At 33.9% G+C, this 21,901-nt stretch carries 19 protein-coding genes; 14 read left to right on the top strand and 5 right to left on the bottom strand.

All coding sequences use genetic code 11. The annotated features are described in order from the left end of the window. Positions 1 to 74 precede the first annotated feature (74 nt). The 9 genes from GM921_RS12225 (at position 75) to GM921_RS12185 (ending at position 12,650) form a co-directional block, all read left to right on the top strand. On the top strand, positions 75 to 3,005 hold the full coding sequence (locus GM921_RS12225; RefSeq protein WP_182922923.1) for a ligand-binding sensor domain-containing protein: 2,931 nt from the start codon (positions 75 to 77) through the stop codon (positions 3,003 to 3,005). Between the two features lie 41 nt (positions 3,006 to 3,046). Beyond that, positions 3,047 to 3,673 (top strand): response regulator transcription factor, encoded by a 627-nt coding sequence (locus tag GM921_RS12220; RefSeq protein ID WP_182922922.1) that lies wholly within the window; start codon positions 3,047 to 3,049, stop codon positions 3,671 to 3,673. 102 nt (positions 3,674 to 3,775) lie between these two features. Beyond that, the gene (locus tag GM921_RS12215) at positions 3,776 to 4,147 is read left to right on the top strand and encodes a VOC family protein (RefSeq protein WP_182922921.1); all 372 of its coding nucleotides are present in this window, start codon (positions 3,776 to 3,778) and stop codon (positions 4,145 to 4,147) included. Between the two features lie 11 nt (positions 4,148 to 4,158). Further along, positions 4,159 to 5,031 carry a helix-turn-helix domain-containing protein gene (locus GM921_RS12210; protein ID WP_182922920.1) on the top strand — a complete coding sequence of 291 codons (873 nt, stop codon included), beginning with the start codon at positions 4,159 to 4,161 and terminating at the stop codon, positions 5,029 to 5,031. Between the two features lie 314 nt (positions 5,032 to 5,345). Further along, the gene (locus tag GM921_RS12205) at positions 5,346 to 8,354 is read left to right on the top strand and encodes a SusC/RagA family TonB-linked outer membrane protein (protein WP_182922919.1); all 3,009 of its coding nucleotides are present in this window, start codon (positions 5,346 to 5,348) and stop codon (positions 8,352 to 8,354) included. Between the two features lie 18 nt (positions 8,355 to 8,372). After that, the gene (locus GM921_RS12200; RefSeq protein ID WP_182922918.1) at positions 8,373 to 9,794 is read left to right on the top strand and encodes a RagB/SusD family nutrient uptake outer membrane protein; all 1,422 of its coding nucleotides are present in this window, start codon (positions 8,373 to 8,375) and stop codon (positions 9,792 to 9,794) included. Positions 9,795 to 9,805: 11 nt separating this feature from the next. Continuing rightward, on the top strand, positions 9,806 to 10,258 hold the full coding sequence (locus GM921_RS12195; protein ID WP_182922917.1) for a hypothetical protein: 453 nt from the start codon (positions 9,806 to 9,808) through the stop codon (positions 10,256 to 10,258). A 142-nt stretch (positions 10,259 to 10,400) separates the two neighbouring features. Next, entirely contained in the window at positions 10,401 to 10,883 is a 483-nt protein-coding gene (locus tag GM921_RS12190) for a nuclear transport factor 2 family protein (protein ID WP_182922916.1), read from the top strand. A gap of 252 nt (positions 10,884 to 11,135) precedes the next feature. Continuing rightward, complete coding sequence (locus tag GM921_RS12185) at positions 11,136 to 12,650, top strand: family 16 glycosylhydrolase (protein ID WP_182922915.1); 1,515 nt, start codon at positions 11,136 to 11,138, stop codon at positions 12,648 to 12,650. Positions 12,651 to 12,823: 173 nt separating this feature from the next. Here GM921_RS12185 and GM921_RS12180 read toward each other — a convergent pair whose 3' ends face one another. The 4 genes from GM921_RS12180 to GM921_RS12165 all read right to left on the bottom strand — a co-directional run bounded on the left by GM921_RS12180 (position 12,824) and on the right by GM921_RS12165 (position 16,276). After that, positions 12,824 to 13,015 (bottom strand): cold-shock protein, encoded by a 192-nt coding sequence (locus tag GM921_RS12180; RefSeq protein ID WP_090993574.1) that lies wholly within the window; start codon positions 13,013 to 13,015, stop codon positions 12,824 to 12,826. 98 nt (positions 13,016 to 13,113) lie between these two features. Further along, the gene (locus GM921_RS12175; protein ID WP_182922914.1) at positions 13,114 to 14,082 is read right to left on the bottom strand and encodes a hypothetical protein; all 969 of its coding nucleotides are present in this window, start codon (positions 14,080 to 14,082) and stop codon (positions 13,114 to 13,116) included. 39 nt (positions 14,083 to 14,121) lie between these two features. Continuing rightward, positions 14,122 to 14,988, bottom strand: coding sequence for a phosphodiester glycosidase family protein (locus tag GM921_RS12170; protein ID WP_182922913.1), 867 nt, complete (start codon positions 14,986 to 14,988; stop codon positions 14,122 to 14,124). 34 nt (positions 14,989 to 15,022) lie between these two features. Then, positions 15,023 to 16,276, bottom strand: coding sequence for an aspartyl protease family protein (locus GM921_RS12165; RefSeq protein WP_182922912.1), 1,254 nt, complete (start codon positions 16,274 to 16,276; stop codon positions 15,023 to 15,025). 53 nt (positions 16,277 to 16,329) lie between these two features. Between GM921_RS12165 and GM921_RS12160 the strand changes: the two genes are divergently transcribed. The 5 genes from GM921_RS12160 (at position 16,330) to GM921_RS12140 (ending at position 21,211) form a co-directional block, all read left to right on the top strand. Then, entirely contained in the window at positions 16,330 to 17,661 is a 1,332-nt protein-coding gene (locus GM921_RS12160; protein WP_182922911.1) for a D-alanyl-D-alanine carboxypeptidase, read from the top strand. 133 nt (positions 17,662 to 17,794) lie between these two features. Beyond that, positions 17,795 to 18,583 (top strand): alpha/beta hydrolase, encoded by a 789-nt coding sequence (locus GM921_RS12155; protein ID WP_182922910.1) that lies wholly within the window; start codon positions 17,795 to 17,797, stop codon positions 18,581 to 18,583. A 4-nt stretch (positions 18,584 to 18,587) separates the two neighbouring features. Further along, positions 18,588 to 19,628, top strand: a complete 1,041-nt coding sequence (locus GM921_RS12150; RefSeq protein WP_182922909.1) for a glycosyl hydrolase family 18 protein — start codon at positions 18,588 to 18,590, stop codon at positions 19,626 to 19,628. Then, entirely contained in the window at positions 19,628 to 20,677 is a 1,050-nt protein-coding gene (locus GM921_RS12145) for an aminotransferase class I/II-fold pyridoxal phosphate-dependent enzyme (protein ID WP_182922908.1), read from the top strand. The genes GM921_RS12150 and GM921_RS12145 overlap by 1 nt, the downstream gene beginning before the upstream one ends. Before the next feature lie 9 nt (positions 20,678 to 20,686). Next, the gene (locus GM921_RS12140) at positions 20,687 to 21,211 is read left to right on the top strand and encodes a histidine phosphatase family protein (protein ID WP_182922907.1); all 525 of its coding nucleotides are present in this window, start codon (positions 20,687 to 20,689) and stop codon (positions 21,209 to 21,211) included. Between the two features lie 3 nt (positions 21,212 to 21,214). Here GM921_RS12140 and GM921_RS12135 read toward each other — a convergent pair whose 3' ends face one another. Next, complete coding sequence (locus tag GM921_RS12135; RefSeq protein ID WP_182922906.1) at positions 21,215 to 21,898, bottom strand: M15 family metallopeptidase; 684 nt, start codon at positions 21,896 to 21,898, stop codon at positions 21,215 to 21,217. Positions 21,899 to 21,901 lie beyond the last annotated feature (3 nt).

Genomic DNA, 21,901 nt, shown 5'->3' with positions numbered 1-21,901 from the left:
CACAAAAGATGGGATTAATATCACCCGTTTGGGGTGATGTTAATTATTTTAAATCTATTTATTTTGCGAGGATAATGTCAAATCAATCACCCTCCTATTTTTCTAAATTAATACTCACAGTTTTAGTTAGCCTTTTTTTGAAGGTTGGCCATGCACAAAACTATAATTTTTCGCTATATGGTTTAAAAGAAGGCTTGGCGCAATCGCAAATTATGGCGATGTACCAAGATCATAATCATTTGCTATGGCTTGGAACTTATGGCGGTGTAAGCCATTTTAATGGCACCGATTTTACGTCCTATAGTAAGGCAAATGGCTTAGCATCAAATACTATTCATAGCATAACAGAAGATGGAAAAAACAGGATAATATTAGGTACAGAAGCAGGGATAAGCATAATTACAGCTGGTAAAATTGAAAATCTAAATTTTAAGGAACCCGTTGGACAATTGGTGTGCGATAAAAATAAAACTGTTTGGGGACTTAGCAGATACGGCTTGTTTAAATTGGTTAATAATCAAGTCGTTTTTGGCAGGCAAACTTTTGCGAAAGAAGCAACAGCTTTAAGTCTAGATTTAAAAGGAAATGCATACATCTCAGTATATGGAGAAGGAATTTATGCGTTGAAAAATGACACGTGGGTTTTAACCTATCCCTTTCCTGCAAATGCTAAAAATATTTACGGACGAAAAATCCTTTTTGATAATAAAACCCCAAATAAATTTTATGTACTAACACCTCAGGGTCTTTATGTAAATGAGAAAAATACATTTAAACCTTATACTCTAGTTCTGGCAAAGGATAATCTATTTTCGTCCATTGAGCAAGATAATATAGGGAATTTGTGGATAGGTGCTCAAAGAGGAGCCTATTTAGTCCGTCAAGATTCTACTGTAATTTATCTAAATAATGAAAATGGGTTATCGCAAAAACGAATAAACAAAATTTTTAAAGATGTTGAAAATAATATTTGGCTATCATCCGATGGAGAGGGGCTTTTTAAGTATGAGGGTGATGGTTTTGTTCATTTCGATAAGTTTAAAGGAGTTAATTACTCATCTGTCATAAGCGGTATTGTAGCCGATAAAAACGACAACTTATGGATAGGTACTTTTAGTAATGGTTTGATAAACTACAATAGTAAAAACAATACCGCATGGTATTTAAACAGACCAGAATTTAAAAATAAAACCGTTTTTTACTTGTATAAAGATGCGGATAAAAATGTGTGGGCAGCTATACAAGGCAATGGTATTTGGAAATATGATGGTACAGAACTTAAGCAAGCAATTCTGCCTAAACCTTATGATTATAACATCGTTTTAATTGATAAACAAAAAACACTTTGGTACACTACGCCTTTTAATTGCTTTTATGTTAAAAATGGAGTAGAATACAGAATATCTGGCTTTAAAGGGTACGCCAATAGTTTGCGTCAACTTAATGATAACACCATGTTGTTGGGCACAACAAAAGGAGTTTATTTGATTAAGGATTTTATTTTTGACGAAAACAATAGAATTAAGGAATTGGACGGTGTAAATGTCTTATCCATAAATGCTTATCGCGATGAAATTCTTTTTGGCACTTTAGGTGATGGTATCATTTCATGGAATCCTAAAACGAATAGCAGACAAAAATATACAACACTTAATGGGCTAAGTTCAAATGATATTTATAGCTTAACTTTTGATGGTAATGGGAATTTATGGACGGGTACTGGCAGAGGAATAAATAAATTAGGATACAACAATGCTGCTCATAAATTCGAAATTATAAACGATCGCAATCCTATTGTTATAGAGTGCAACCAAAATGCCATATTAAATTATAATGGAAGAATTTTGGTGGGTACCATTGCAGGGGTTGTTGCGGCAAAACCAAATCTTATAGCAGATCCTGCTGTTAAACCTTATGTATACATCAGGAGGTTAACAGTACATTACGACCAAGCAAAAAATGCCGACAGCATTATTAGAATTGCAACCGCGATTTCAAAACCAATCAGTTTAGATGCGGACCAAAACCAACTTACCATTAGTTTTAAAGGTGTCTTTTTAACGAGCCCTCAAAATGTGGTATATGAATATCGATTAAAAGGAGTTGAAGAAGACTTTAGCCGCCAAATTAAAATGGAAGAAGTGGAGTATCCGTTTTTAGAACCTGGCAACTATACTTTTGAAGTTAGAGCCGTAGTAAATGGGAAAAAATCTAATACAGCGCAACTAAACTTTATTATTGCTACACCTTTTTACGCTACATGGTGGTTTAAAATATTAGTCATTTTAGGGATAATACTTCTTATTTATTTAGGCCAGCATTATATTTTAAAAGCTCGTATCAAACGGAAAAGGGAAATAGAAGCCATTAAGTTAAATGAGCAAACTAAAATTAGAAAGCAAACCGCCGAAGATTTTCATGATGATATTGGTAATAAGCTAACGAGGATAAATGTGTTATCAGAAATATTGGATAAAAAAATTACTGAAACTCAAACCGACGAGAAAGAACTAGTGAAAATGATTAGAGATAATGCACAAACTCTTTACTCGGGCACGAAAGATATTTTGTGGGCATTAGACCCTAAAAGCGATAATTTATTCGAAATCTTAAATTACATTAAATCATTTGGGATTGACCTTTTTCAAGGAACTGGAGTTAATTTTAAAATGGAAGGACTTGTTGCTGAATATCAACAAACACATCTTTCCATGGAAGTTAACCGTAATCTGACCTTAATTTTTAAAGAAGTTTTAACCAATGCGTTAAAATATGCAGAAGCTAAAAGCGTAATCATTAAAATTAGTGTTACTGATAAAAAAACAATCGATATTTTAGTTACTGATGATGGAAAAGGATTTTCTACAGAAAAAATCACGCAAGGAAGAGGATTAAATAATATTAAAACACGGGCAAATAGAATAGATTCTACAGCTCAAATACAATCAGAACCAGAAAAAGGAACAAACATTACAATTTCTACAAATATTTTTGTCACATTTTAAGCGCTCTCACGTCTTATACAAGCTAGTAACCCACAAACCCGATGAATAAGAATATCAGAATTGTAATTATTGAAGACGACTCCGTTTTGCGCATGGCCTATAAATCGCTATTAAGCGATGTAGATGACTATTCAGTAGTTAATACCTACGCTTCTTTTGATGAAGCGAAAAAGGAATTAATAAACGATAATCCCGACATTACACTTTTGGATATTGAAATGCCTGGCACAACAGGGCTAGAAGCAATTCCTATTATAAAAAAGATACTTCCACAAACGCATGTAATTATTTTAACGGTTTTCGATTCAGAAGAAAAAGTTTTTAATGCACTAATTAATGGCGCTAGTGGTTTCTTAACAAAGAACTCAAGCTCAATTAAAATTATAGAATCTATACATGAAGTTGCGCAGGGCGGAGGTGCAATGAGCATGAATATTGCTAGAGTAGTAATGCGGTCGTTTCAAAAAAACCTAGATTCTCCTCTAACCAAAAGAGAAACAGAAATTTTAGATTTAATTGCTGAAGGACAAACGAAAACGCAAGTAGCCGACCAATTATTTATAGATTTAGAAACCGTACGCAGTCACGTTAAAAACATCTATATCAAACTAGATGTTAATTCTAAATCGGATGCTATAAAAATCGCTAAAACCAAAAAATTCATCTAATACATTATTTTAGTTACAAAAAATAGGTTAAAATCACCCGTTTTGGGTGATTGCTTGTGTACGATATCCTCGTAGTTTTACCATACACAAAATGAACCGACAATGTCACTATCAATCAAATATGTTCCAATCAGCGTAAGCAAATTAGAAACAGCAATAGCTTTCTTTAAAGAGCAATTGGGTTTAGAGCAAACCGAAACCTCAACGCTATTTCAATCAGAAAAACAATTAATTGTGAAAAGCCTTAATGGCGATACTAGTTTTTTGCTGTTAGAAAGTAACACGAAGCAAAGCCCTAGTAAAATTGTTTTAAAAACAGATGATTGTATAAAAGATTATCACACATTAAGCTCAAGAGGCGTAGTTTTTCAAACGCAACCAAATTATTTAAACGAAGGCCTTTCTGCAAGTTTTTCTGATCCCTTTGGCAACCAATATGTTTTGTTAGAAGAAAGAAGTTACGTAGAAGATTAATTTTTGGATCAATGTTAAAATACACGAAAGAACTAAGCAATAAAAACAAGCTGCAAACAGAAAGCACTTGCGAGGCTAACTATGTTAAAGAGGCAGATGGGCAAGTTTTTAAATGGGTGTTTAGTGGTCGAGAAGAATGTGCGGTTGGCAATAGAACACTTTCTGTACATCCCGATAGTTTTTTAATCTTAAATCAAGGCTCTAAATACACTGAGAAAATAGATTCTATAACACCCGTAAATACACTTACCATCGGTTTTAATCAAGCGTTTATAACCGACTTTAATAACAGCAATCAATGTACAATTGATGCGCTTTTATGTAATGAGGGAAAAGAAACAGAACAACCTCAATTTATGGAGGCGATTTATCCTTTTACTGGCGATATGCGCTTTAATATTTTGCACTTAAAAGCTCAAATAGATCAAGGAGTTTCTGATGAATTGCTAATTAACGAGTACTTACATCATTGCTTATTAAATTATTATAAAATATATAAAAAGGAAGTTTTGGCAACGGCCGAAAAATTATCTTTTGCAAAAACAAAAACTCGCACAGAAGTGTTAAAGAGATTAAGCGTAGCGAAAGATTATATCATTAGTAATTACGACAAAAACTTTAGTTTGGAAGATGTGGCTTCTGCCGCATGTTTATCAGTAAATCATTTGTTGCGCACTTTTAAAGAAGCATATAACGATTCGCCTCATCAATATTTAACTAATGTAAGGCTAAGCAGAGCGAAATATTTGTTGCGCACCAGCAATTGCCACATTAATGAAATTGTAAGCTTGGTAGGTTTCGAATGCCCAAGTTCTTTTATACGATTATTTAAAACAAAATTTAAAATTACACCAATAAATTATAAAAAAAATAGACTCAATTAAGAGTAAAAGAGTGATTTCTGCATATTTAGTTACTATGCCGTACACTACTTTTGAAAGTATCTGCAAGATAAATTTTTAGTACAAGTTTTTTCTTGTTAGGTTAGTTAATAGAAAAAAAGCAAACTGCCAGGATTGGAGTTTGCTTTTTTGTTTTAGTGTCATTTTTCTCTAAAAATACCCTTTTATTTTAGGTGAAATTCGCATATAGGTGATTTTCGCATGTTTTAAAATTTGCGTTAAATCTAACTTGCTTCATGGTTTAGCAGAATAAAAAGCTAGCCAAAAATTTAATTACAAACTAATTATTTAAAAACATGAAGCAAAAATTACTATTTTTTTTCGTGATGATTTCTTTGTCTTATTGCAGTGCGTTGTATGCACAAAATAGAACAATTTCAGGAAAAGTCACAGGAACAGACGATGGGTTGCCAATACCGGGCGTATCCGTAAAAGTAAAAGGCACAAATGTGGTAGTACAAACCAAAGGTGAGGGAGAATTCTCTATTTCGGTACCACAAGATGCAAGCAGTTTGATTTTTTCTTATCTCGGTTATACCGAACAAGAAGTAAGAATTACAGGCTCAACTAACATGAATGTTAAACTTTCTCCATCTTCAAGAGAGTTGTCAGAAGTTGTTATTTCTGGGTACGGAATTAAGCAAAGCAAACGAGATTTAACTGGAGCTAATGCAATTGTTTCTGGTAAAGACATTGCTAACATCCCAGTACAAAGTTTTGATAATGCATTGTCTGGTCGTGCTGCTGGGGTTCAAATCACTTCTTCAAGTGGTATTCCAGGAGCAAATGTTACCGTTAATATTCGCGGTATTAGCTCAATAACTGCCGGGAATGATCCCCTGTACATCATAGATGGAGTAGAGGTTATTTCTGGAGATAAATCTAGAGCCTTTCCTACTTCAAATGCTTTAGCGGGGATTAATCCTAATGATATTGAATCGATAAATATTATGAAGGATGCTGCTGCTGCCTCAATTTATGGAGCGCAAGCGGCAAATGGAGTTGTTATTATTACCACTAAAAGAGGTAAATCTGGCAAAACTCAAATTAATTTTAACGCCTACGGCGGAGTTTCGAAAGTGATTGAAAAAGCGCCAATACTTAACACAGCAGAATTTATCACCTTATCGAGAGAAGCGGTTATTAACAGATATGGTAGCATTGCACTGGCTCCTGCAGCTGTACAAACTGTATTAACTTCTTTTGGAGATCCGCTTACCGCACCAACTTATGATTGGCAAGACGCAGTGTACCGAAGCGGCGCTCTTCAAAATTATGATTTAAGTGCTTCTGGTGGTGATGAAAAAACGAAATTCTTTATTTCTGGATCTTATAATAAACAAATTGGGCAAGAAATTGGGCAAGATTTTAAACGCGGAGGTGTTAGGTTTAATATCGACCATAAATTAAGCAACAAAATTTCTTTTGAAACAAGTTTGAATTTAAGTTCGTTTACGCAAAATGGAACAAGTGGAGGAACTGCATTTGCAAGTCCAAACAGAACCGCGATGTTAATGCCACCTACAAATCCAATTTATAACGCAGACGGAACATATAACACGTTATTATATGGTGGTTATCCTAATAATGTGGTTCAAACGGCAGAATATAACATCACTAGAGCAAACACAAAAAAGGCAATCGGAAACTTTACTGGAAATTATCAAATTACTAGTGATTTCAAATTCCGCACCTCATTTTCTGCTGATTTCTCTTATATAGCCGAAGATGGTTATACCGACCCAAGAACACCCGATGGCGCTGGTGTGAGTGGAAGAGCTTCGGTTGCAAGTACAACATTTAAAGATTTTAATACTGACCAAACCCTTAATTACGCACATACATTTAATAAACACAGAGTAAGTGCAATAGGTGGATTAAGTTATAAACAGGAAATAAATGAAGGTAATAACGCTAGTGGAACAGGATTTCCTAGTTACCAATTTAAAACATTGCAGTCTGCAGCAACGCCAACAGTAGCGAATTCGTTTTATACTGCCTATAAACAAATAGGATATTTTGTTCGAGCGGATTATGCTTTTGACGATAAATATTTAGCTTCTGCAACTGTTCGTTATGATGGTTCATCAAAGTTTGGTTCAAATAAACGTTATGGTGCATTTCCAGCAGGATCTGTAGGTTGGCGTTTGTCTAAAGAAGCATTTTTATCAGATGTGAAATGGATTAACGAGTTAAAACTAAGAGCAAGTTATGGTATTTTAGGAAACTCGAGAATCGGGAATTTTGATTCGAGATCTCTATATCAAGGAGCTGGAGATTATGCAGGTTTACCAGGAATTAATCCAACATTGGGTAATGATAATTTGACTTGGGAAGAAGCTGCGACAGCGGATGCTGGAATCGATTTCTCTTTATTTAAAGGACGAATTTCTGGAGGTGTTGGCGCATTCATTAAAAAAACCTCACAACTATTGTTAAATAGAAATTTACCAATCACTAGTGGTTTTGCTACCATCGCTACAAACATTGGTAAACTCGAAAATCGTGGTATTGAAATAGAGTTAAATACGACAAATATCCTTGCGGGAGGTTTTAAATGGGAAACGGCTTTAAATGCAACTTTCTTAAGAAGTAAGCTATTAGAATTAAATGATGGTTTGCAAAGTTTAGACAACACGTATTTTGTTGGACAAGAATTGTTAATGTACAATACTTCTAAATATGCAGGTGTAAATCCAGCAGACGGAAATCCAATGTGGTACGATGCAAATGGAAATATTACATATAGTCCAGTTGCTGCTGACCGCCAGTTTTTAGGCAGTCAATTACCAAAAGGATATGGAGGGATAACAAATACGTTTAGCTACAAAGGCATCTCGCTTTCTGCGTTTATCCAGTACCAATACGGAAATAAAATTAACAATGGTGATGCTCAATTTACCAGACGTATGGGCAGTACAATTGATAGAAACCAAGACAGAAGTGAGTTACGTAGATGGCAAAAACCTGGTGATATTACCGATACACCAAAACCATACTACAATACAGGAGTTCCAGCGGCAGCGCAATCAGGTGGTGTAACGTATGCTTCACCTTATGGCGCTACAGGTAGATTTATTGAGGATGGGTCTTATCTAAGACTGAAAAATATCAGCTTCGGCTACACTTTACCTAGTAAATTACTAAGTAAAACAGGACTTAGAAACGTTCAAATTTATGCGCAAGCGTATAACTTATTTACGATAACCAAGTTTACTGGTCTTGATCCTGAAGTACAAGGAACTACCTCAGGTATTGTCCCTCAATACAAAAACTATACACTAGGAATTCAATTAGGGCTTTAATTTAAAAGGAACATAACAATGAAAAATAAAATAATCATAATAACCCTGGGTGTTGCGCTTACATTATCCTCTTGTAAGGATGTGTTAGACACAGAGCCTCGCCAATCAATTTCGGCACAGGGAGCCCTAAGTAGCATAACCGGAGTAAAGGGCTTGCTTACAAACGTTTACGATAATATTCAAGCATCTGGTTTATATGGTCGAGATGTAATTATCCAATCAGAAGTTTTGTCTGATAATTGCCGAATTACTACAGTAAACTCTAATCGCTTTATTTTAGAATACAATAATACCTTACGCACAGGTCATTTCGATGATTTTGCGGCCATTTATCCAATTATAAATAAATGTAATTTGGTAATAGATAATGTAGATAAAACTACTGATGGTACTCCAACTCAGGTAGCAAGTGTAAAAGGGCAAGCTTTGTTTTTAAGAGCATGGATGTACTTTACTTTAGCGAATGAATACGCTTATAATCCAAAACACATTCAAGGAGGCTTTGATTTAGGTGTTCCATTAATGTTAGAAGGCGTTTCGGGACTAAGTCAGGTTACGTATCCTAAAAGAGCTAAAATAGGAGAAGTTTATACTCAAATTAAAAACGATTTGGATGTTGCAATTTCTATATTGGATAATACTGGAGGCAAAATATTAGCGGGTAAAGCAGCAGCTCAAGCCTTAAGATCAAGGGTTTCTTTATACAACGAAGAGTGGCAGTCTGCAATTGATAATGCAACGTTAGCCATTAATTCTAACCTTGCAACATTTGTTACTACACCAACAGTAGCAGGCTATGCAAGTATCTTTAATCAGAAAATAAGCCCAGAATCTTTATTTGAATTAAATTATGAAGTAACAGAAAGCTTAGGAACCACTTCTATTCAAAACATTTATCAGCGTTTAGGAAATTCAGCAACCAGTTCTTCTGGTTATGGCGATGTGGTTCCGCAAAACAATTTATTAGCAGCGTATGAAGCTAATGACGTTAGAAAGGCCGCAACGTTACTTGCAGTTAATAAAGGCGGAGAGCCAGTATTTTGGGTGCAAAAATATGCAGGTTCTAGCGGAACATTTAGTGTTGATAATATTCGTATTATTCGTATTTCTGAAATGTATTTAAACAGAGCGGAAGCCTATGCCCGTTTAGGCGGACAAGACGGTTTAGCGCAAGCTGATGTAAATAAAATTAGAAATAGAGCAGGTTTGCCTTCTACGTTAGCAACTGGCGCAGCATTACTTGATGTGATTTTAAAAGAACGTAGAATCGAATTGGCATACGAAGGTGATCGTTGGTTTGATTTGATTAGACGTGGAGCTGACATCGTTAAAGATAATGGCACGCTAACGTTTGCCACAGATATAAGAATTCTAGCGCCTATTCCGCAAGCTCAATTAGATATAAATAATCCAAATCTGGTAAAAAATCCAGGGTACTAATTTTATTAAAAATGAAAAACGAAATAAAATATATTTTCATCGGATTAATCATGGTATTATTCTCCGCATGTAAAAAAGAATATACAACTTATGATGGACAAACCGTTGTCGAATTTATACCAGCTGTTAATAGTAAATCGCAAGGAACAGTTGCCGCCCCAGGTTCAGATAATGCAAAAGTTCAACTAGTTGGCGCTCAAAGAACAGCAGATTTAGAGTTAACTTATACTGTTGATGCATCGAGTACTGCGGTAGAAGGAGTTCATTATAGCCTTCCAAATAAAGGTAAATTTACCCTTCCTGCGAACAGTAGCTTTGGGTATATAAAAATAAACTTAATTCCAGGCAGTATTCCTAATAATACAACGACAAGTCAAAAAAAGTTAGTGTTAAAATTAGCTGGCAATGCCGATGTACCTGCTAGTGCTAATTATAAAACATACACTTTAACAATTACATTCTAAATTAAAATCAAACCATCCCAATAGCCTTTAAAAGTTATTGGGATAGTTTTTCATCACATTTTAGTTACCTAAGAATTTAGGTGGTTTTCGCTTATTGAGTTGTGGTTTTTGTGTTGAAATTTAATAAAAAAACACAAACATTATGGAACTTAAAAAAGCAATAGCAACATTAATACTAGGTATTACAGTTGTAACTCAAGCATTAGCTACAACAAAACCAACCGAAACTTATCAAACTGTGATAAGTCACTATATGGATAGCTATAAAGCATCTGATTATAAAAAACTCAGAGCTATTTTGGCAGAAGATGCTGTTTTTAAATCGAATAGAGATGTTAGGGTAGTAAAACAAAGCGGCGAGGCGATAATTGGGTTTTTGAAAAAAAAAGGCTTATCAGAGGAGCAAGATTGCAACCTTTCTTATGAAATTATTTCGAAAACCAATGCCATAGTTATAGCCAAAGTAAGCGTAAAATATGAGCTGTTTAATGGCGATCAAGATAATTTTTTAGTCATAGAAAATCAGGGGAAAGATGAATGGAAAATAACCCAAGTCTACAAAATGTATTTAGAAAATAATATCAACGAAAAGTCGGATAAAAAAATTCTAGCAGCAAATAAGTAGTTAACTGGAGCCGTTTTAGTTTTAAATCAAAAGACGTCAAGGACACAAATTATACGTGGACTTGACGTCTTTTGTAGTTTCTAATGTAAACCTATTAACAAATCATTCAAGCTAAGGCTCCATGACATTCGGCATTAATCAAATTTAAAATATATAGCAACGCTCATTTTTTTGATTTTCTCAGATAAGTTAACAAAGAATCAATATAAATTTTGTTTCAAAGTCTTACTTTTAACAGATTAAAACAAACACATGAAACAATTATCAATTGCAGTCTTACTTATATTAATGATTTCTAATAGTGTATTAGCTCAAAAAACGATTACTTCTTGGAATAAGAACCAAGTTATCGCTCATCGCGGAGCATGGAAAAAAAATAACCTTCCCGAAAATTCAATTGCTTCATTAAAAGAAGCTTTTAGGATAAAATGTTTTGGTTCGGAGTTCGATATTCATATGACTTTAGATAGTGTAATGGTGGTTAATCACGACCCGACCTTTTTAGGAATACCTATTTCAAAATCTACATATAAACAGTTATTGGCAAAAAAACTCTCTAACGGAGAATCAATCCCAACTTTAGAAAGCTATTTAAAAGAGGGAATGAAGCAGAAAAAGACGAAGCTTATTTTGGAATTAAAACCTCAAAATATGGGTAAGGAAAGAGATGAGTTTTTAGCTGAAAGCGCCCTGCAAATGGTTAGAAAATTAAAGGTAGAAGCATGGGTAGATTACATCAGTTTTGGTTATGATATTTGTACTTATATCATTGGTCATATGCCAAATGCCAAAGTTTCTTACCTTGCGGGAGAAGTACCACCTGAAAAACTGAAAGCAGATGGTTTTGTGGGTTCTGATTATCATTACTCTGTTTTTCAGAAAAACAATTGGATTGCACCATCTAAAAAACTTGGTTTAACTGTTAATGCTTGGACAGTAAATACAGCGCCAGAAATGGAATGGCTGTTGGCAAACGAAGTTGAATATATTACTACGAATGAGCCCGAATTATTATTTGAAACCATTAAAAAATCGCCAATAGCTAACGGATGGAAATTAAAATGGGCAGATGAATTTAATGCGAAAGGTTTACCAGATGCTAATAACTGGACATATGATGTTGGTGGTACAGGTTGGGGGAATAATGAAAAACAATATTACACCAATGCAGATACTTTAAACGCGAATATAAATAAGGGCAGTTTAAATATTATTGCTCGCAAAGCGGATAAAGAAAACAAGAATTACACTTCGGCAAGATTGGCTACCCGCAAAAAATTTGATTGGAAATACGGACGTGTAGAAGTGAGAGCAATGTTGCCAAAAGGAAGAGGCTTATGGCCTGCAATTTGGATGTTGCCAACGGATTGGAAATATGGAGCTTGGCCAAAAAGTGGCGAAATAGATATAATGGAACATGTAGGATATGACGCAGATACAGTTCATGGAACAGTACATACCGAAGCTTTTAATCATGTAAAAGGCACACAAGTTGGAAAAGCATTAAAAATGGAAAATCCTTATACAGAATATCATGTTTACGCAATAGAATGGTTTGAAGATCATATTGATTTCTTTATAGATGGACAATCCTATTTAACATTCAAAAATAGTCGTAAAAATATTGCTGAATGGCCTTTTGATCAGCCATTTCACTTGTTATTAAATGTTGCCGTAGGCGGAAATTGGGGTGGCACAAAAGGAATAGACGAATCTGTTTTCCCTGCAACAATGAAGATAGATTACGTAAGGGTTTTTCAAAAGTAAAAATCAGTTATTACTAATCTAGCATTGAACACAGATTAAAATCTGTGCATCTATGGCGCCATTTTAGGAACAATGACCTAAATCAATCCGTGTACTTGCGGCAGATTTAAAAAAGCTCTAAAAACAAAAAAGCCCCGATTTTCGTCGGGGCTTTTGGTAAAATATGATAATAATTAGATTACTTTCACATTAACGGCGTTTAAACCTTTTTTACCGCTTTCAACATCATATTCAACTTTATCGTTTTCACGAATTTCGTCGATAAGACCTGTTGAGTGTACAAAGATTTCGCTATCGCCGTTTGCAGGGATAATAAATCCAAAACCTTTTGTTACATTAAAAAATTTTACTGTTCCTTCTTGCATTGTATTGTATATTAATAATTAAGTGCGCAAGGTACATAATTTAATTTTAATAAATGCAAATACCTCATTTTTTGATAAATATACTATAAAATGAAAGTTTATTTCGATTGTTTTCCGGTTACAGTTAGCGTTATTTCGCTTGAATGTGGAATGCCTAAAGTTTTGCCTGGAGTAATTTTCAATAAGTTTTGCAGATAGACATCTATAATTCCTTGTATTAATTTTTTACGAGCTTCAAGATGTTCTGCCAGTACAATACTTCCTAATCTGTTTAAATACATTTTTCCATTTGCATCAACTACTACAGAAAAATTATAAGCAAATTCCTTATAGGATTTTAATATTACAATTTCATATTCAGGATAAAGATAATCGTATGATTTTGGACGATGATTAAGTTCATCTACCGTGCTTATTTTTTTTGCAGTTATAAACTTACTTTTTGGTTCAAAAATCACGGGCTCTCTAGCTGCAAATGCGGTATCTGCATTTTTAGGGTTTCTATAGGTGCGTTCGGATAATTGTTTAATAAAAAGTGTATCAGCTTTAGATGGTCTTTGTAGTTCACTAATCGTAGTGTGCAGTTTATTTTCGATGTAATCTTTCGTATAATAGGTGCAATAAACATCCGATCGTTCATCTTCATCGCCCAAAATTACTCTCCCATTTACCTGTAAACGCTGCAAAATCAAACTATCCTTGCTAATCACTTTTGCCCTGAAAAACTCTCTAGCGAAGTTATAAACCTTTTCATGATCATGTTGAATATAAAACCCTTGCATTCGAGCTATCTCTGGGCTATAGGCAAGCATTGTGTCTGGCGCCTTAAATTCTATTATCCACGTTGGTTCTTGTTGAAATCCGATTTTGTTAAAAGATAATCCATTTTTAAAGCGGCGCTTCACCTCATAAAAACGTACGCCATTAACATCCTTAAAACTTAAATTGTTTTCAGGAATTTCTGATGGAGCAATATTTTTCTGCTGCTTTTTTGACTCTGAACGACAAGCCGCTAAAAACAAAAAACATAGAACAATGGAAGAAATAATAATAGTTTTGAACTTCATCTTAAATCGGACACGAAATGTTTAACAGCGGCAAAGATATTATTGTTTCTTCTTTAGCAAAATAACATTTGCAACTTTTCTAGCACCCTCATGGTCCCATTTTTTATTATCTGATGGATAATTTACAATCCCATTTTCAGGTGCTTTGGAAACCCATAAAGTTGTAGAACCTCCACCGTCTAAATTAATAGCGCTTGTACAGCCCAACCAACGCATTACTTTGGTTAATTCGAAAAGACTTACTCCAGCAGAATTTTCTTGTCTACCATCTACAGTAAGTAAAATAATTTTCCCATTAGGCTTAATTCCAATTGCACTTCGTGGATGTCGTAATCGATTAAAAGCAGATGTATCTAAGGCTTCGTCTAGTTGATTAAAAATTAATAAAGGACCGCTTAGCATGACATTTTTTTCTGTTAGATTTTCCTCCCAATTCGAAGTGTTATCCCATTTTTTTAAAGCAAGTTTTCCATTTTCTATAACAAGTGCTGCTTTTTGATGCCTTGCTCTACTATTATTTTTCTCCAATTTAGTCGAGTTAATTACTTGTCCATTTACTTTGACGAAATCTACAGAACCACCATTTTTCACATCGAAAAAAGTGCCGTTTATTGCTGCAAAAGCAGCATTCTCTTTGCCAAATGTTGGTGTGGTTTTAAGCTCCTTTGGTGAAGCGCTAATTTCAAATACAGGAGAATTGCCTTTATTTTTCACTTCTACATAACTAATATTTTGATTGGCTAAGAAAAGATTTTTCTGATCGAAATGATAGGTAATTAATTTTGTTTTTGGCGCAACTCGTTGTTTGTGCCATTTTGCATTTACGAGTGTAATCGAATCTACATTTTGGGCAAAAGCTAAATTGCTAAATGTAATAAATAATAAAAATAAGGTTTTTTTCAACATAAAAAAGGCAAAATTTAACGTCAAGCAACAAGGTTTAAACCCTGCGTTTTAATTTAATTAGTTTCATAATTGTTTGATCATTTCTCCAAATTTCTATAACTACCGCTTGTCCGTCATTCGATTTAAAAAGACCACTAATATCATCAAGCGTATAGTTATTTATGGATTTAAAATTAATAGCAGTTATTTCATCATCGACTAAAAAGCCAGCCTTTTCTGCAGGAGAGCCTGCTTCTAACCTACTAATGAAATAACGTGTATAGGGCTTGTCTGTTGCATAAATCTCAATCCCAGACATATCATGATCAAATGGGTTCCTAAAATTATCATTCTTTTCCAAATACATGTTGGCATTTTTGTAATCGAAAATTACATGAAAACGATTTAAAATGTCGGAACCTAAGTTTCCATTTCTTTCTTTCACCCTTATCTTTGTTACTACTTCGCTATATTTAGGAAAATTAGTTAACACATCTTTAAACTTAAACCGCCCTATCTCTAGATTTGTAACTCTGCCAATATATCCGCTTATTTCACCACTTAGTCCTACCCCTAAATTTCCATAGATATTTGGAGACGGCACGGGGAAATTACTATTATTAAATGCTTCTAAAGATAGAGCATGGCTAGCCCCACAATCAACAATAACTTTGGCATTTATTAATCCTGTTTGAGGAGTTTCTACTTTTATATTAATGTATGGCTTATTATCAAAAAACTCTAGCGGTATTTTTTCTCCTCTTATTTTAGTTTTTCCATTATTAACGCTAAACTGTATTTTTTTTTGAACGTAGTTTATTTTTACTAAAAAGCTATTAAAAAAGCTGTATCCAATAAGACCATAAACTTTTTTGCCAACATAACCTGATAAATTAAAAAAATCTTGCTTAAAAATTACTGTTGATATTGATTCTATGCTTGCATCACCAACTTTTACATGTATGTTATTTGTTAAAAATGCATCAATCTCATCACCTCCACCAAAACCATTAATTTTAACCGACCTAGTTTCCATTATAGACAAGCTATCTTTTAATATAGGGTCTGTAATCACTAGAGGGTTTACTCCTGTATCTAAAATAAAGTTAAAAGGACCTTTTCCATTGATATATATTGGAATAATTATTAAATTTTTAATGAAGTCAAAATATAGGGTGTTCTTTTTACGCCCTCCTTCAAACGTGAAATTTTGAGCGTGGCAATTACCCACAAACAGAGTTTGCACAACCATTACTCCAAAAATTAAAGATAATAGTGGGATTTTTATTGCCTTTTGCCAATATTTCATGAAACTAAATTAATAAATTAGGGCGCACATTTTTATCATAAATGGATTTATAAATGGAAAACCTTTCTCAACGCTATAAAAAACAGTTTATTTATTTGATTTTAATTACAGCAGCTTGTTTTTCTGCTTGCGCACCTAATAGAATTATTGCTCATAAAGTTAAGAAAGAGTTTAAAAATTCAGCAATTATTAAACAGTATCAAGTCGGATTTGCGCTTTTCGATTTAGCAAAAAAAGAAATGATTTTTCAGAAAGACGCAGATAAATATTACACCCCAGCATCAAATACAAAACTCTATACTTTTTATGCGGGTTTAAAAATGATGCCCGATTCTATTCCATCCTTAAAGTATATTGAAAAAGGAGATTCACTTATTTTTTGGGGAACTGGTGATCCATCTTTTCTACATACAGAATTGAAAGGAACCAAAGCATTTAACTTTTTAAAATCGACCAATAAAAAACTATTCTTCGCTCCGGGAAGATATACAGGAGATTTTTACGGAAATGGCTGGCAATGGGATGATTATAACGAATACTATCAGGCAGAAATTAACGAATTACCGTTACTAGACAATATGGTTTTAGTGAATTCTACCGCTGCAGGATCAATGCATATTTTACCACAAACATTTGCCTCTTGTTTTGTAAAGGATAGCTTAAATGTTAAGCCATTTAAAGTTAGTAGAGATTTTAATAGTAATCGATTCAATTATCCAAATACCGTTATTCCAGCAAAATATGCGCAACAAATTCCATATAAAGTTAGCTCTTCAACAACAGTAAATCTTTTGAGCGATACGCTAAATAAATATGTGGGAATTATAAATATGAAGATGCCTATCGATGCAAAAACAATTTATAATGTAAAAAGCGATTCGGTTTTTAAACACATGCTTTTGCCTAGCGATAATTTTATTGCCGAACAATTATTGTTGGTTTATGCCAATAAGTTAGGCGAAGAATTGAATAGTGCTAAAGTGATAAATTATATTGAAAAACAATATTTATCGGCTTTGCCTGATAAACCAAAATGGGTAGATGGGTCGGGATTATCTAGAGGAAATTTGTTCACACCAAGAGATATGGTAAAGTTGTTAGAACTAATTTATGGCGAAGTAAATAATCAAGAAAAGTTATTTAGTATGTTACCTGCCGGAGGAAAAACGGGCACACTTAAAAATGCGTATCCAAAAACTGATAGCCCATTTGTTTTCGGTAAAACCGGAAGCCTTTCGAATAATCATAATCAAAGTGGATATGTGGTGACCCAAAAAGGAAAGGTTTTTATTTTTTCTTTCATGAACAATAATTTTGTTTTGCCTACGGCAGATGTTAGGAAGGAAATGGTTAGGGTGATGACTTATATTCATGAAAATTTTTAATTCTTAGATCCACTTTTTTGCAGCATTATGCAGCTTTTGTGAAATAAAATTGCAAATAAGTGTAATAATTTGATTTTTTTACTGATTTTAGTTTAAAAATAACGCAGATTCCCGAATCTAAAACCGTGAGACCATGAAATTATTTCTAATTAGCTTTTTGCTTTTATTTGGCCTTTCTGTTTCTGCTCAGGACCAGCTCATTTATCAGAGTAAAAACTTACCAAAGGCTGACACCACTTGGGTTTTTAAGCCAAAAAAGTATAAAAAGCTAGAAAAACTTCCTGTTATGTTTTTATTGCATGGTTATAGTGGAAATTATAAACAATGGAACGGCATTATGGATGCTCAAAAATATGCCGATGAATACGGTTTTATTATTGTTTGCCCCGATGGATTATTTAGTAGTTGGTATCTAAACAGTCCTGCAAAAGCCGATTGGCAATATGAAATTTTTTTCTTTGATGAGCTTTACCCCGATATAAAGCATAAATACAAAGTTGATGATCAAAATATTTTTATTAGCGGGTTAAGCATGGGTGGACATGGAGCACTTTATCTATTTATCAAAAAACCAGAACTTTTTAGTGGAGCAGGAAGTACAAGTGGGGGCGTGAAATTATCAGATGGATTTGGTAAGTTTGGATTGGGGGATTTACTCGGAAATCCATTGGCAGACAATGAATTATGGAAGAAGTTTTCCGTTTATGACAACATTGATAAATTAAAAGGGAATACAAAACCAATTATTTTTGATTGTGGAGCATCAGATTTTTTCTATGTTTCTAACAATCAATTAAAACAAAAATGCGATGAATTGAAACTTAACGCGACATATATTTCTCAGCCTGGATCGCATAATAAAACGTATTGGGCAAAATCTATTAAACAACAATTCGAATTTTTTAAAAACCAATTAAAATAGATACATGAAATTAAAACATCTACTAATTGCTTTAGCTCTTACTTTAAGCATCGGCGCTTGTAAAAAGAGCGATACAGCACCAGACTCAGGTCAATCAAATCAAGTTACTCCGCCAGTTGTTACGCCCTATACCGCAGATAATAGCTTTAAAATTGTAGCGTATATGCCGAGCTATAAAGATCCAGAAACAGTGGATATTAGCAAGTATAAAATGATTACGCATCTTTTTTATGCTTTTTTAGAAATTAATGCATCAGGAGACGGGTCTCTAAATGCGCTTTCTCAGCAAACTAGATTTATTACGGTAATGCAAAGGGCAAAAGCAAATAATGTTAAAGTTGGAATCTCGGTTTCGGGAGCTAGTGCAAACTTTGCTACTTTGGCAAGCTCTGCAACAGCACGCACCAAGTTTGTAACGAATGTAGTCGCATTTGCAAAAAATAACAATTTAGATGGAGTTGATATCGATTGGGAATATCCCAGTACATCAAATGGATCTGCAGATAATTTTACGTTATTAATGAAAGAATTATCAGTGGCGCTACATAACGTAAATAAATTTTTAAGTGCTGCGGTTACACCTGCTGTATATGCTGGCGGAATTAGAGATGGAATTAAGCCTGAAGTTTTCCCTTACATAGATTTCTTTAATATTATGCAATACGATGGTCCAAATTACGATACCACTGAGCCGTTAAACCACGCATCATACAAAATGAGTGTGGCGAGTTTAGATATTTGGTTGGGCTCAAAAGCTTTGCCTAGAGAAAAAGCAATTGTGGGCATTCCTCTTTATGGAGAAAATGCTTCGGGGGCGGCAAAAAGTTATAGAGATATTGAAAATTCTGGTGCAGATGTAAATTTAAATCTTGCAACCGTAGCAGGAGTTGAGTATGGCTTTAACGGAATTCCTTTAGTGAAACAAAAAGCCCAATTGGCAAAAGACAGAGCAAATGGCATTATGTTTTGGGAATTTTCTTTCGACTCTAATTCTTCAAAATCACTAATAAGAGCAGCCAACGATCAACTTGGAAGAACCTATTAATGCAAGGAAAAAACAGTTTTAATCAACTTAATGTTCCATTATCATCAAAAATTAATATAGATGGACAAAGCTATCTTTATTTTGGTGGTACAGCTTATTTAGGTATTCCGCAAAATGATAATTTTATAAAACTTTACCTAAAAGGAATTGAATATTTTGGACTGAATAATGGCACAAGTCGAAATAATAATATTCAGTTAGGCATTTATGATGAAGTAGAAAACTATGCGGCGAACAGATTTGGTTCAGAAGCCGCATTAATCACATCAAGTGGATATTTAGCCGCACAACTTACTGTAAAGCAATTATCAGCCTTTGGCGAAATAAGATATGCGCCTGCAACTCATCCCGCTTTGTGGTTAAAAGAAGATCCAAAAACCGCAGGTTCTTTTAAGGATTGGACAAAAAATATCATTAACGAAATTAATTTAAGTGAAAAGAAAAATTGGGTGCTAATTAGTAACTCAATGAATAATCTTTTCCCTGAGAGTTATGATTTTTCCTTCATCAACCAAATAAATAAAGAAAAACAAGTTGTTTTGGTGGTTGATGATTCGCATGGAATTGGTATAAATAACAATGGGTTGAGTGATTTATCAGCAATTCCGAGATGCAATAATGTGGATGTTTTACTCATCGCCTCAATGGCAAAAGCACTTGGAGTAGATGCTGGGTTGGTTTTAGGCCCAGAAAAAATCATCAAACAATTAAAAAAAAGCAATGAATTTTTAGGTGCTTCACCCCCATCTGCCGCAGGTATTTTTGCCTTTATGCATAGCGAAGAAATCTATAAAAGTGAGTTAGCAAAACTTAAAGAAAACATGTTGCTCATGAATAATGCTTTAGTAGGAAATAACGATTGGCATTTTATAACAGATTTTCCTGTGTTTTTCTGTAAAAATGCAGACCTTAGTGCAAAGTTACTCAAGCAAAATATTTTAGTTTCATCGTTTCCTTATCCAGATAAAGATGGACCAAACGTAAACAGAATAGTGTTAAGTAGTTGGCATAGCAAAGCTGATATTCAAGAATTAATAGCGTCATTATAACCTGATAACATGAAAAATTTTATCCCTATCCTTTTAGTTATTTTGCTAGGTCAGCAGAATTTAAGCGCACAAAAAACTGTAAAAGTTTGGGTGGTTAGACATGCAGAAAAACTAACAGACGATCCTAAAGATAAAGACCCAGATTTATCTCCAGAAGGAAAGGAAAGAGCCGAAGCACTTTTAAAAGAACTTAAAGGAGAAAACGTTGATTCTATTTTTGCTACAAATTATAAAAGAACCAAATTAACAGGCTTTCCATTGGCAGATAAAATAGGAATTTCTGTTAAAACATATAATCCAGAAGATCAAAAAACATTAGCAAAACAATTGATAGTTAACGCTAGAGGAAAGAATATTTTAATTGTTGGCCACTCTAATACAGTGCTTGAAATAGTGGAAGCATTTGGCGCTAAAAAACCAGTAAAAGAATTAACGGATGACGATTACGACTATCTTTTTGAAGTAACTGTTAAAGGAGATAAGGCGGATGTTAAGGTTAGTCGCTATGGGAAAGAACACCACAGTAAGGAATAAGTATTACAACTTTTCAAACGGAATGTCCATTAAATCATAGTTTTGCCAGCCATTAAAATCAAAATGCCACCATTCGTTGTAAATGACTTTAAAGCCATTTGCCTGCATAGTGTTGATTAAAAAATCTCTGTTTTTAATAATTGCTGGTGGAAGATTTTCGAAATGAGGTGCTGCTTCTGCTGCAAAGCTATCGTAAGGAGTTGGCATTGGTACATCTTTACCGGTTTTAAGATCAATAATAGTTAAATCTACAGCACAACCACGATTATGTTTAGAGCCTTTTGATGGATTCGCCACAAAGTTTTTATCGCTAGCTTTTTGGTAAAATGAAATGGTAATCGCATACGGACGATAAGCATCAAAAATCTTTAATCCGTATCCTTTTTTGTTTAAAATGGATTGAATTTTCTTCAAATGTTCTACAACAGGTTTTCGAGCGAAAGCTTTAGCTTGTTTATACATTACCTGATGCATAAAATTGTTTTTAGTTGCATAGCGAATATCTAAAACAACTGAAGGAATAGCTTTTTTAATTTCTACAAGCTCATTATTTGGGTTTGTTTCATTATTTGCTTTATAAGTTTTTAGATCATTTATGATAGTTAACCCATATGGATTTTGTGCATTTTTTTGTGCGCAAGAATTAAGACAAATCGCTAGAAAAAAAAGGAAGAGAAAGTTTTTCATCAG

The organism is Pedobacter planticolens, from assembly GCF_014172375.1.
In the GTDB taxonomy this organism is placed as follows: domain Bacteria; phylum Bacteroidota; class Bacteroidia; order Sphingobacteriales; family Sphingobacteriaceae; genus Pedobacter; species Pedobacter planticolens.
The sequence above is the reverse complement of the archived record's forward strand: the minus strand, read 5'-3'. Positions and strand labels throughout refer to the sequence as shown.

Bases quoted from the DNA above. Each gene is read 5' to 3' on its own strand.
- GM921_RS12195 (WP_182922917.1), top strand. From the start codon at position 9,806: ATGAAAAACGAAATAAAATATATTTTCATCGGATTAATCATGGTATTA.
- GM921_RS12145 (WP_182922908.1), top strand. From the start codon at position 19,628: ATGCAAGGAAAAAACAGTTTTAATCAACTTAATGTTCCATTATCATCA.
- GM921_RS12225 (WP_182922923.1), top strand. From the start codon at position 75: ATGTCAAATCAATCACCCTCCTATTTTTCTAAATTAATACTCACAGTT.
- GM921_RS12175 (WP_182922914.1), bottom strand. From the start codon at position 14,082: ATGAAGTTCAAAACTATTATTATTTCTTCCATTGTTCTATGTTTTTTG.
- GM921_RS12220 (WP_182922922.1), top strand. From the start codon at position 3,047: ATGAATAAGAATATCAGAATTGTAATTATTGAAGACGACTCCGTTTTG.
- GM921_RS12215 (WP_182922921.1), top strand. From the start codon at position 3,776: ATGTCACTATCAATCAAATATGTTCCAATCAGCGTAAGCAAATTAGAA.
- GM921_RS12140 (WP_182922907.1), top strand. From the start codon at position 20,687: ATGAAAAATTTTATCCCTATCCTTTTAGTTATTTTGCTAGGTCAGCAG.
- GM921_RS12190 (WP_182922916.1), top strand. From the start codon at position 10,401: ATGGAACTTAAAAAAGCAATAGCAACATTAATACTAGGTATTACAGTT.
- GM921_RS12155 (WP_182922910.1), top strand. From the start codon at position 17,795: ATGAAATTATTTCTAATTAGCTTTTTGCTTTTATTTGGCCTTTCTGTT.
- GM921_RS12210 (WP_182922920.1), top strand. From the start codon at position 4,159: ATGTTAAAATACACGAAAGAACTAAGCAATAAAAACAAGCTGCAAACA.
- GM921_RS12165 (WP_182922912.1), bottom strand. From the start codon at position 16,276: ATGAAATATTGGCAAAAGGCAATAAAAATCCCACTATTATCTTTAATT.
- GM921_RS12185 (WP_182922915.1), top strand. From the start codon at position 11,136: ATGAAACAATTATCAATTGCAGTCTTACTTATATTAATGATTTCTAAT.
- GM921_RS12200 (WP_182922918.1), top strand. From the start codon at position 8,373: ATGAAAAATAAAATAATCATAATAACCCTGGGTGTTGCGCTTACATTA.
- GM921_RS12170 (WP_182922913.1), bottom strand. From the start codon at position 14,988: ATGTTGAAAAAAACCTTATTTTTATTATTTATTACATTTAGCAATTTA.
- GM921_RS12150 (WP_182922909.1), top strand. From the start codon at position 18,588: ATGAAATTAAAACATCTACTAATTGCTTTAGCTCTTACTTTAAGCATC.
- GM921_RS12135 (WP_182922906.1), bottom strand. From the start codon at position 21,898: ATGAAAAACTTTCTCTTCCTTTTTTTTCTAGCGATTTGTCTTAATTCT.
- GM921_RS12205 (WP_182922919.1), top strand. From the start codon at position 5,346: ATGAAGCAAAAATTACTATTTTTTTTCGTGATGATTTCTTTGTCTTAT.
- GM921_RS12160 (WP_182922911.1), top strand. From the start codon at position 16,330: ATGGAAAACCTTTCTCAACGCTATAAAAAACAGTTTATTTATTTGATT.
- GM921_RS12180 (WP_090993574.1), bottom strand. From the start codon at position 13,015: ATGCAAGAAGGAACAGTAAAATTTTTTAATGTAACAAAAGGTTTTGGA.